This window comes from Primorskyibacter sp. S187A (assembly GCF_049800955.1).
GTDB lineage: Bacteria > Pseudomonadota > Alphaproteobacteria > Rhodobacterales > Rhodobacteraceae > JAKVBH01.
The window spans coordinates 273,762-282,736 of the sequence record NZ_JBNAGA010000001.1; the positions used below are offsets into that span (position 1 = coordinate 273,762).

Annotated in this window: 10 protein-coding genes; 3 read left to right on the plus strand and 7 right to left on the minus strand. The window is 60.5% G+C overall.

Annotation, left to right across the window (positions count from 1 at the left end):
* Positions 1-48: 48 nt before the first annotated feature.
* Entirely contained in the window at positions 49-2,253 is a 2,205-nt protein-coding gene (locus tag ACP15S_RS01440; protein WP_425037762.1) for a primosomal protein N', read from the plus strand.
* Positions 2,254-2,287: 34 nt separating this feature from the next.
* On the opposite strand, the gene ACP15S_RS01445 is transcribed toward ACP15S_RS01440, so the two are convergent.
* The 4 genes from ACP15S_RS01445 to ruvC are packed head-to-tail and all read right to left on the minus strand — an operon-like array spanning position 2,288 to position 4,911.
* Complete coding sequence (locus tag ACP15S_RS01445; protein ID WP_425037763.1) at positions 2,288-2,701, minus strand: VOC family protein; 414 nt, start codon at positions 2,699-2,701, stop codon at positions 2,288-2,290.
* Positions 2,702-2,704: 3 nt separating this feature from the next.
* Positions 2,705-3,748 carry a Holliday junction branch migration DNA helicase RuvB gene (gene ruvB / locus ACP15S_RS01450; protein ID WP_425037764.1) on the minus strand — a complete coding sequence of 348 codons (1,044 nt, stop codon included), beginning with the start codon at positions 3,746-3,748 and terminating at the stop codon, positions 2,705-2,707.
* 3 nt (positions 3,749-3,751) lie between these two features.
* Positions 3,752-4,417, minus strand: a complete 666-nt coding sequence (gene ruvA / locus ACP15S_RS01455; RefSeq protein WP_425037766.1) for a Holliday junction branch migration protein RuvA — start codon at positions 4,415-4,417, stop codon at positions 3,752-3,754.
* On the minus strand, positions 4,414-4,911 hold the full coding sequence (gene ruvC, locus ACP15S_RS01460) for a crossover junction endodeoxyribonuclease RuvC (protein WP_425037768.1): 498 nt from the start codon (positions 4,909-4,911) through the stop codon (positions 4,414-4,416). Before ruvC ends, ruvA begins: the two co-directional genes overlap by 4 nt.
* Positions 4,912-5,232: 321 nt before the next feature.
* Here ruvC and ACP15S_RS01465 point away from each other — a divergent pair, with 321 nt between their 5' ends.
* Positions 5,233-5,451, plus strand: coding sequence for a DUF1127 domain-containing protein (locus ACP15S_RS01465; protein WP_425037770.1), 219 nt, complete (start codon positions 5,233-5,235; stop codon positions 5,449-5,451).
* 168 nt (positions 5,452-5,619) lie between these two features.
* On the opposite strand, the gene ACP15S_RS01470 is transcribed toward ACP15S_RS01465, so the two are convergent.
* From ACP15S_RS01470 to ACP15S_RS01480, 3 genes are all read right to left on the minus strand, one after another.
* On the minus strand, positions 5,620-5,961 hold the full coding sequence (locus ACP15S_RS01470; RefSeq protein ID WP_425037771.1) for a hypothetical protein: 342 nt from the start codon (positions 5,959-5,961) through the stop codon (positions 5,620-5,622).
* Positions 5,962-6,074: 113 nt separating this feature from the next.
* Positions 6,075-6,941: a 50S ribosomal protein L11 methyltransferase gene (locus ACP15S_RS01475; RefSeq protein ID WP_425037772.1), complete on the minus strand. Its 867-nt coding sequence runs from the start codon at positions 6,939-6,941 to the stop codon at positions 6,075-6,077.
* A gap of 23 nt (positions 6,942-6,964) precedes the next feature.
* The gene (locus ACP15S_RS01480; protein WP_425037774.1) at positions 6,965-8,197 is read right to left on the minus strand and encodes an MFS transporter; all 1,233 of its coding nucleotides are present in this window, start codon (positions 8,195-8,197) and stop codon (positions 6,965-6,967) included.
* 75 nt (positions 8,198-8,272) lie between these two features.
* Here ACP15S_RS01480 and ACP15S_RS01485 point away from each other — a divergent pair, with 75 nt between their 5' ends.
* Positions 8,273-8,905 (plus strand): hypothetical protein, encoded by a 633-nt coding sequence (locus ACP15S_RS01485; protein WP_425037775.1) that lies wholly within the window; start codon positions 8,273-8,275, stop codon positions 8,903-8,905.
* Positions 8,906-8,975 lie beyond the last annotated feature (70 nt).

Here is an 8,975-nt window from a genome sequence, read left to right on the forward strand (position 1 = left end):
ATACACCGCTCTGGGGCGGCTTTCCAGTGCGATACGGGTTGAGCGATCATGCGTGAAGTGATGTTTTTTGACGAAGGCGCGCGTGTGGGCGTTCTGACGGCACAGATCATGGGCGGTCGTCTTGGCGTGCTGGACTACCTTGCGCCCGAAGGCGGCCTTGTGCTGGGAGCGTTCGTGGAAGTCCCGCTGGGGCCGCGCAAGGTCATCGGGGTGGTCTGGAACGCAGGCGAAGGCGGATATGATTGCGCAAAGCTTCGCACGGTTCACCGGGTTCTGGACGCGGTTCCGATGCGCGACGACATGCAGGCGTTCCTGACACGCGCAGGCGCCTATACGCTGACGCCCCTGCCTGCAATGCTGCGTCTGGCGACGCGCGCCCCGGGGCTGGGCGATCCGCCGTCGATGCGCAAAGTCTATGTGCGCGGGCAAGCTGAGCCCGATCGGCAAACCGATGCGCGCCGGCGTGTCCTTGAGGTTCTCGAAAGCACGGGCGGTCTGTCCTACACCGGCAAGGAATTGGCGGATCTGGCGGGAGTGACCAGCTCGGTGGTCAAAGGCCTTGTCAAGCAGGGCGCCATCCTTGAAGTCGAAGCCCCGCGCGACAGCCCCTATCCCAAGCTCGACCCGCATCGCCCCGGCAAACCCCTGACGAATGACCAGGCAGAGGCTGCGAACCATGTCTGCGCGGGATTGCGCGCGGGCGGCTACGGAACGACGCTTTTGCGCGGTGTGACCGGGGCGGGCAAGACGGAGGTCTATCTTGAAGCTGTGGCCGCCTGTCTCGACCAGGGGCGGCAAGCCCTGGTCTTGTTGCCGGAGATCGCCCTGACGCAGGAGTTTATCTCCCGTGTCGAGGCGCGGTTTGGCGCGCCGCCTGCGGAGTGGCATTCCGGCGTGACGATGACGGAGCGGCGCAGACTGTGGCGCATGCTTGGTCAGGGGCATGCGCAGATGGTCGTGGGCGCCCGCTCGGCGCTCTTCTTGCCGTTTTCCAATCTCGGCCTCATTGTCGTCGATGAAGAGCACGACACGTCTTACAAGCAGGAAGACGGCGTTCTCTATCACGCCCGGGATATGGCGGTTCTGCGTGCCTCCATCGAGGGCGCACGGGTGGTGCTGGCGTCTGCAACCCCGTCTCTGGAAAGCTGGGTCAATGCACAGGCGGGCAAATATGAACGGGTTGAACTCAACGCGCGCTTCGGGCCTGCCGTCATGCCGCGCATGGGCACGATTGATATGCGCGCCGAGACTTTGCCGGGAGATCGCTGGATTTCGCCCAGCCTGCAACGCGCGGTCGAGGCTCGCGTCGAGGCCGGCGAGCAGGCATTGCTCTTTCTCAACCGCCGCGGCTATGCCCCCATCACGCTGTGTCGGGCCTGCGGCCATCAGATCGGCTGCAAGCATTGCGATGCGCGGATGGTCGAACACCGGTTTCTCAAACGCTTGGTGTGCCATCAATGCGGCGAGACGGAACCCAAACCGACGGCATGTCCCGCCTGTGCAGCTGAAGATCGATTGGCCGCCGTGGGTCCGGGCGTGGAGCGTTTGGCGGAAGAGGCCACGGCGCTTTTCCCAGATGCGCGCATCGCGGTCCTATCGTCAGATCTCTTTGGTTCGGCGCGCGCCTTGAAGGAGCAGATCGAAGCGATCGCGGGCGGCGAGGCAGACGTGATCATCGGGACGCAGCTTGTGGCCAAGGGGCATAACTTTCCGCTGCTCACATTGGTTGGCGTCATTGATGCGGACCTGGGCCTTCAGGGCTCGGACCTGCGCGCCGCAGAACGCACCTTTCAGTTGATGCGGCAAGTCGCCGGACGGGCGGGCCGGGCGGAGAAGCCGGGTGAGGCCCTGCTGCAATCCCATCAGCCCGATCATCCCGTGATCCGCGCGATCCTGGCCGGGGATGAGGAGGGCTTTTGGGCTGCAGAAGCCGAACAGCGTCGCGTGGCGGGTGTGCCGCCCTTTGGACGCATGGCCGGGATCATCATTTCATCCACCGAGGCGGCGGAAGCCTTCGATCTGGGCAATGCGCTGGCCCGCCAGGACACAGCTCTGCGCCGGGTTGGGGCGCAAGTCTACGGGCCTGCGCCCGCGCCGATTGCCCGTGTGCGTGGACGACACCGGGTGCGCTTGCTCGTCAAAGCGCCGAAGGGCGTGGCCTTGCAAAACGCGTTGGCGGAATGGGTCGGGCAATTTACGCTGAAAGGGCAGTTGCGACTGGCCGTGGATATCGATCCGCAGAGTTTTTACTGAAATTTACCCAAGCGCAGCTTTTCTATTCAGCGGCTCAGGCGTCGTCCGCGACCTCGTGGACCTCAACGACATTGCCGTCAGGATCATAAAAGAAAATCTGCCGCCATCCTTTGACCGCCGCACGTTCCCAATTGGCATATGCCACACCCTTTGCCTCCAGATGCGCTTTGAACGCATCAAGATCATCAGTGCGAAAGGCAATATGCCCGTGGGAAACCGGATTGACGATCTGCCCGGCATTGAACCCTGCCTGCACGTCCTTTTGCGCCAGGTGCAGCTGCACATCGCCGTCATGACGAAACGCCACATCGCCCGCGTAACCCTTGTCTTTCTCAAGCGTGGGCAGGCCTGTCGTAGGCGCCGGCAGGCCCATGATGTCCTGATAGAAAGCATCCGCACGGGCGACGTTTTCGGTCACGAGGTTGATATGATGCAGTTTAAGTTTCATGGGTCACTCAAATAGATCGCTTTGGCTCGTTGGCCCATCGCGTTTTGCGGGGCTGGGGTCTGCGAGGCCCAGATGCCGCCACGCCTTGCGCGCAAGCATACGTCCGCGCGGCGTGCGTTGGATAAGTCCTTGCTGCAACAAGTAGGGCTCGATGACTTCTTCCAGCGCGTCACGGCTCTCAGACAGCGCGGCGGACAGCGTTTCAATCCCCACAGGGCCACCCGCGTAGTTCTCGGCAATCAGGGCCAGATACCGGCGATCTGCGCCATCCAGCCCCAGATGATCCACGCCCAGCCGGGTCAGGGCCATATCAGCCAGCGCCTTATTGATCTTGTTGTCGCCCTCAACCACTGCGAAATCGACGACACGGCGCAGCAACCGCCCGGCGATCCGGGGGGTGCCGCGCGCGCGGCGGGCGATTTCGCGTGCGCCCTCGTCATCTGCCTGAACGCCAAGCTTGCGCGCGTTGCGTGAGACGATCTCAAAGAGCTCGTCGGTGCTGTAAAACTGCAGCCGTGTCGGGATGCCAAACCGGTCACGCAGGGGCGTCGTCAGAAGGCCAAGCCGGGTGGTCGCGCCCACCAGCGTGAAGGGCTGCAACTCAATGCGCACGGTGCGCGCTGCAGGGCCTTCTCCAATGACAAGATCGAGCTCGAAGTCCTCCAGCGCGGGATAAAGCACTTCTTCAACGGCAGGGTTGAGCCTGTGGATCTCATCGATAAAGAGCACATCTCGCGCTTCGAGGTTCGTCAGAATTGCCGCCAGATCGCCAGCCTTGGCCAAAACCGGCCCGGAGGTCATCCGGAAGCCCACACCAAGCTCCTTGGCCATGATCTGCGCCAGCGTCGTCTTGCCGAGCCCGGGAGGGCCGTGAAACAGCGTGTGGTCCATCGCCTCGCCGCGCTGGCGGGCAGATTGGATGAAGACCGACAGGTTGGCTCTTGCTTCGGCCTGTCCGATAAAGTCGTCCAGGGCCTGCGGACGCAAGGCGCGATCTACATCTTCGGGCAAACGGTCCGGGCGCAAGGTCGGGTCGGGCTGATCCATCACTTACCCTTTAGGTGCCAGAAGCTTCAGCGCGGCGCGAATGAGCGCTGCTGTATCCGCCTCGGGCAGTTCGCCCGCAGCCTGAGCGACCGCGGAGGCCGCCTCGCCGGGGCCATAGCCCAGATTGCTGAGCGCAGAGAGCGCTTCGGCTTGTGACGCATTTGAGCTTGGGGCAGGGGCGGGCGGTGCAACGGGCTCGATGACATCATCGGTCGCCACTTCGGGAGAGGCTGCGGTTGCGGGCGTGGTGGCCCCCATCGCCATCACGGCTGGTGCCTTGTCTTTGAGCTCGTTGACGACGCGTTGAGCCGTCTTTGGCCCAATACCTTTGGCGGCCTTGATCGCATTCCAGTCGCCCAAGGCGATTGCGCGGCTGACGCCGTCGGGGCCCAGAGTGCCCATGATCGCGAGCGCGGCTTTCGCCCCGACGCCCTGAACGGTGAGCAGCAGACGGTGCCATTCCTTCTCGATGAGCGTTGGAAAGCCAAAGAGCTGGAGCAAATCCTCGCGCACCATAAGGTCGGTATATAGCGTGGTTTGCTCGCCTGTGCCGGGCAGCGCGGCCAAGGTGCGCTCAGAGCAATACACAACATAGCCTACGCCGCGCACATCCAGCAGGACATGATCTGTCGCGCGGTATTCGATGCGTCCTGAAAGCCTGCCAATCATGCGCGCTGTGCTTCTTTGAGCCGCGCCGCTGCGCCGACGTGGAATGCATGACAAATCGCAATGGCGAGAGCGTCGGCGGCATCGGGTCCGGCAATTGCCGCGCCCGGCAGCTGCATTTTCACCATATGGGAAATCTGCGCCTTGTCGGCGTGGCCGACGCCAACCACGGTCTTCTTCACGGCATTGGGCGCATATTCCCCGACATCCAGCCCTGCTTGGGCGGGCACAAGAAGGGCAATGCCCCGGGCCTGGCCCAGTTTGAGTGTCGCGGCGCCGTTGTTGTTCACAAAGGTCTGCTCAACCGCAGCGGTCTGCGGGGCGTATTGCTCTATGATGCGGGTCAATTGTTGGTGCAGATTGCATAGCCGATTGGCAAGATCGTCTCCCTGGCTATGGCATACGCCGTTGGCGACATGGGACAGACGATTGCCGGCCACATCAATGACGCCCCAACCGAGGTTGCGAAGCCCCGGATCGATTCCCAAAACGCGCACTGATCGCCTCACATGTTTCTTTTTTGCAGCACTAGCACGAAACGCGAACAAAAGCCAAGGTTAATGCCGGAATGCAGTGTTTGCGACAGGTCTTGCACACTTGCGACATGACCGGGCGTTCCGGCACTGGTTTTGGTGCAAAAACGACATTTCCAAATGTCGATTTTTTGCTTTTTTCACAGTCTGTTAAGGTCTCTTTCTGCTATGCGGAAAGTGCATGTGTCCTATGCAATTTCAGCGCTTGTTGAGTGCAATATTCGGCCCTAAATGCGGCCAATCTCCAAACCGCCCAAGCGGCGATCTCAAACAAGGACTGAACACATGGCTGTATATGATATTTCGCGTGCCCCTGCCGCTTCTTCGGTTTTCGCAGGGCGCGCCATGGCAAAGGTTTTGGCGGCGGTTGCACTCGTGAACGATTGGACCGAAGCGCGCGCCACCCGCAAAATGCTCAAAGCACTGAGCGATCGTGAACTCAATGACATCGGCCTGTGCCGCGCCGATATCGACACGATGATCCAAATGCCTGCGCGCGGCTGACTTCTGCCGCTCACAGGTTGCACGAAAAGGGCCGCTGTTCTGGAAAGAACAGCGGCCTTACTTGTTAAATCGACATGAAATGAAAAGACATGCCCGGGAACCGGAGAAAGGGTGCCGTCTGCCAAAGGCTGCCGGGCCTGTGCCCGGCAGTGAGGTCAGAGACGCAATTCAGAAGATCGGGGCAAAGATGCCAGCGAGAAAACGCGTAACGGGATCGATTTGCAGGACCCAGGCCCCTGCGCGCTCAAACAGCGTGCCGCTTTCAAGCAGGCCAAGCCGCGCCGCATATGTGGCGCTTCCCGCGCTCGCCAAAGCAACGGCTTTGAAGATCGAGAACCCCAGAAACAGGTAGATGATGCCTTTGAAAGGGATATTGCTGACGATCCCGCGCGACGGGCGTTTGCGAATGACGCCCATTGCATCGATGTAAGTCGTGTGACCGCGCGCAATACGGCGGTTCTTTTTGGCGATGGTGCGCACGCGTTTGTCAAATTTAAGCGAAGCGTCCATGGTGGCAGCCTTTCAAATCCGGCCCCCACCGAACGCATCAAGGGGTAGGTCTGAAATGTGGCAGGAATGGGGCAAATCGCTCAAATTCGCTGAAAATACGGCAACACTTATCGTTAACGTGTCAATATCAGGGTGGACCATTCACCAATGTCTTCCCGTCGGGAGAGATTGATGCCGTTCTGTGAATAATGCGCGATGACCTCCTCGGCTTGCTCGGTCAGGATGCCGGACAAAATGGCGAATCCCTCCGGCTTGAGGTGCTTCGCCATATCGGGTGCCAGCTCCAGAAGCGGTCCTTTGAGAATATTGGCGAAGATGAGGTCAAACGGCGCGGCAGCCAGCAGGTGTTCGTGCTCAAAGCCCATGGCCTCCAGACAGACAACGCGCCCCTCCATGTCATTTGCTGAGACATTGGCACGCGCGACATCCACGGCCACTTCGTCAATATCTGAGGCAAAGGCCGGATTGGGGTAGACCCGGGCCGCTGCCATCGCCAACACAGCCGTCCCACAGCCGATATCGGCGACATTCTGGGCAACAAAACCTTGTGTGACCAAGTGATCCAATGCGCGCAGACAGCCAAGCGTCGTGCCGTGGTGCCCGGTCCCAAAGGCCATGGCCGCTTCGATCAGCAATGGCACAGAGCCCTCGGGCACCTTGTCGGCATCATGGGAGCCATAAACGAAGAAGCGCCCGGCTTCGACCGGAGCGAGATCACGGCGCACCTTGGCGACCCAATCCGTTTCGGGCAATTCAGAGATGGCAAAGGGTTTTGCCTCAAACGCCACGGCCAGCAGCGATAGGGCGGTCTCATCAGGGGCTTCGGTAAAATAGCCGCCCACTTCCCAAAGCCCGGACCCGTCCTCGATCTCGAAGACGCCAATGCCAGTGGGCTCCGGAACCAAATTCTCCATGGCAAGGCCAAGGCGTTCAGCCGGGTCTTTCCCCGTCAGCGTCGTCAGAGCAGTGTAGGTGGGCATGCGGGCCTCGTTCTTGATGTGTTTTATTCAGCAGGCGATGCAAGCGGCGTATTGCGCAGGACAGTTTCGTTGCCGGGTTCGGGGTGGCGCGGGATCAGGAGCGACAGCAGAAGCGAGATCAGCGCCATGCAGGCGGCCAGAATGAAGACCATGCCCGGCGAGGTCAGCCAGACATATCCGAGCAGCGCTGGCAGGAAGACAGCGGCGATGTGATTGATCGTAAAGGCGACGGCCGCGGTTGGCGCGATGTCGCGAGGATCGGCGATTTTCTGAAAGTAGGTCTTGATGGCCAGCGCGAGCGAAAAGAAAATGTGGTTCAGCACATAAAGCGCGGCGCCAACGGCTGCGCCCCAGTCGAGATAATAGATCCCGGCATAGGCAAGGAAGATCCCGAGCAATCCAGCATATTCGAACACAAGGGCCGCGCGTTCGCCAAAAAACGCCACGGCGCGGCCAAGCAATGGCGCGGCTGCCATGTTCACGACCAGCGTGGCGAGGAAAAGCGCAGTGATCTCATGGACCGCAAAGCCAAACCGCTCGACCATCATGAAGGCGGCGAAGACGATGAAGATCTGCCGCCGCGCGCCTGACATGAATTGCAGCGCGTAGTAGAGCCAATACCGTTTGCGCAGGATAATCTGCCTACGTTGCGGGTGCGGCTCCTCAAATTGCGGATAGGCCAGAAATGCGAAGATCGACAGCGCGACGGTGATCGCTCCTGCCACAACGTAAACGGACGTGTAGGATAGCCCCAAGGCCTCCCACGTCAGGACAATACAGACATAGGCCACAAAGGTCGCCGCGGAGCCAGCGGCCATCAACAGGCCAATCTTGCGCGGCGCTTCCTCCTTCGAGAGCCATTGCAATTGCAGCGACTGGTTGACGGTCTCGTAATAGTGAAACCCGATGGAGGACAGCACGGTCAGCACCATGATCCCGCCGATCGTCGGGAAATACCCCGTCAGGGCCGTGGCCACGCCAAGAAGAACAAGAGAGAGCAACCCGAGCACCTGTTCCCGGAAGATCAGAAGCAGGAACACAACAGCGAAGGCCAGAAAGCCCGGGATCTCGCGAAAGGTATGCAGCCAACCGATGTCAGACCCATCGAAGCCTGCGACCTCAACGACGAAGTTGTTGAGCAGGGCAGACCAGGTTGCAAACGCCATCGGCATGGCGACAGACATCAAAAACAGCAGCGCCAGAGGCCTGCGCCACCAGGCAAGCCGGGATGTTTCAGAGAGGGGGACGGTCTGCATGCCCTTCGCTTACGCCTCTTTTTCCTCGTTTGCGAGACCTTTTGCTTGCGCACCACGGCTGATAAACCTGCGCCCATGATAGCCGATGAGATCACAGAACTCTTTACGCGCTCCGATGGCGCTTATGCTTTCGCCCGGTGGGGGCGGCCTATTGCGCCTATCGTGTTTGGCGTGGAGGATACCACTCTAGGCATCGTCAAAGGGGCGTTGGAGGCGGTTTGCGCGCTTGCAGGCCATCAGATGATGGAGACCGATCCGGAGCTTGGGTCCAATTGCATGGTCTTCTTTTTTCGCGAGTGGCGTGAGCTTTTGGATGTGCGTGATCTGGATCGCCTGATCCCGGATCTGGAGCCATTGGTGGCCCGTCTGGACGATGCAGACGCCAATCAATACCGTGTCTTCCGCTTTGACAATACGGGCGGCATCAAGGCCGCTTTTGTCTTCTTGCGGATGGACCAGAATCTCTCGGCCGTGCCTGCCGAAACGCTGGCGTTGAGCCAGGTCGTCCAGACTATCTTGCTTTGGTCCGACAAGGCATTTCGGGAGCGCTCGCCGCTGGCCAATGTTGAGGGCGGTCACACGATCCTGCGACCAGAGATTGCGGGTCTGATCCGCGCGGCGTATGATCCGACGATGCCGCTTGTGGCCAAGGATGCCAGCCACGCGTTGCGGCTGGCGGCCCGGCTCAGCGTTCAGGATGTGAACTAAAGCACGTCGTCGAAATCCTGAGACATCCAGCATCACGAAAATCACGAGAAAGCAGGTGCTTGGCAGTGTT

Coding starts and splice junctions, on each gene's coding strand:
- ACP15S_RS01485 (WP_425037775.1), top strand. CDS start 8,273: ATGATAGCCGATGAGATCACAGAACTCTTTACGCGCTCCGATGGCGCT.
- ACP15S_RS01475 (WP_425037772.1), bottom strand. CDS start 6,941: ATGCCCACCTACACTGCTCTGACGACGCTGACGGGGAAAGACCCGGCT.
- ACP15S_RS01480 (WP_425037774.1), bottom strand. CDS start 8,197: ATGCAGACCGTCCCCCTCTCTGAAACATCCCGGCTTGCCTGGTGGCGC.
- ACP15S_RS01445 (WP_425037763.1), bottom strand. CDS start 2,701: ATGAAACTTAAACTGCATCATATCAACCTCGTGACCGAAAACGTCGCC.
- ACP15S_RS01440 (WP_425037762.1), top strand. CDS start 49: ATGCGTGAAGTGATGTTTTTTGACGAAGGCGCGCGTGTGGGCGTTCTG.
- ruvA (WP_425037766.1), bottom strand. CDS start 4,417: ATGATTGGCAGGCTTTCAGGACGCATCGAATACCGCGCGACAGATCAT.
- ruvB (WP_425037764.1), bottom strand. CDS start 3,748: ATGGATCAGCCCGACCCGACCTTGCGCCCGGACCGTTTGCCCGAAGAT.
- ACP15S_RS01470 (WP_425037771.1), bottom strand. CDS start 5,961: ATGGACGCTTCGCTTAAATTTGACAAACGCGTGCGCACCATCGCCAAA.
- ACP15S_RS01465 (WP_425037770.1), top strand. CDS start 5,233: ATGGCTGTATATGATATTTCGCGTGCCCCTGCCGCTTCTTCGGTTTTC.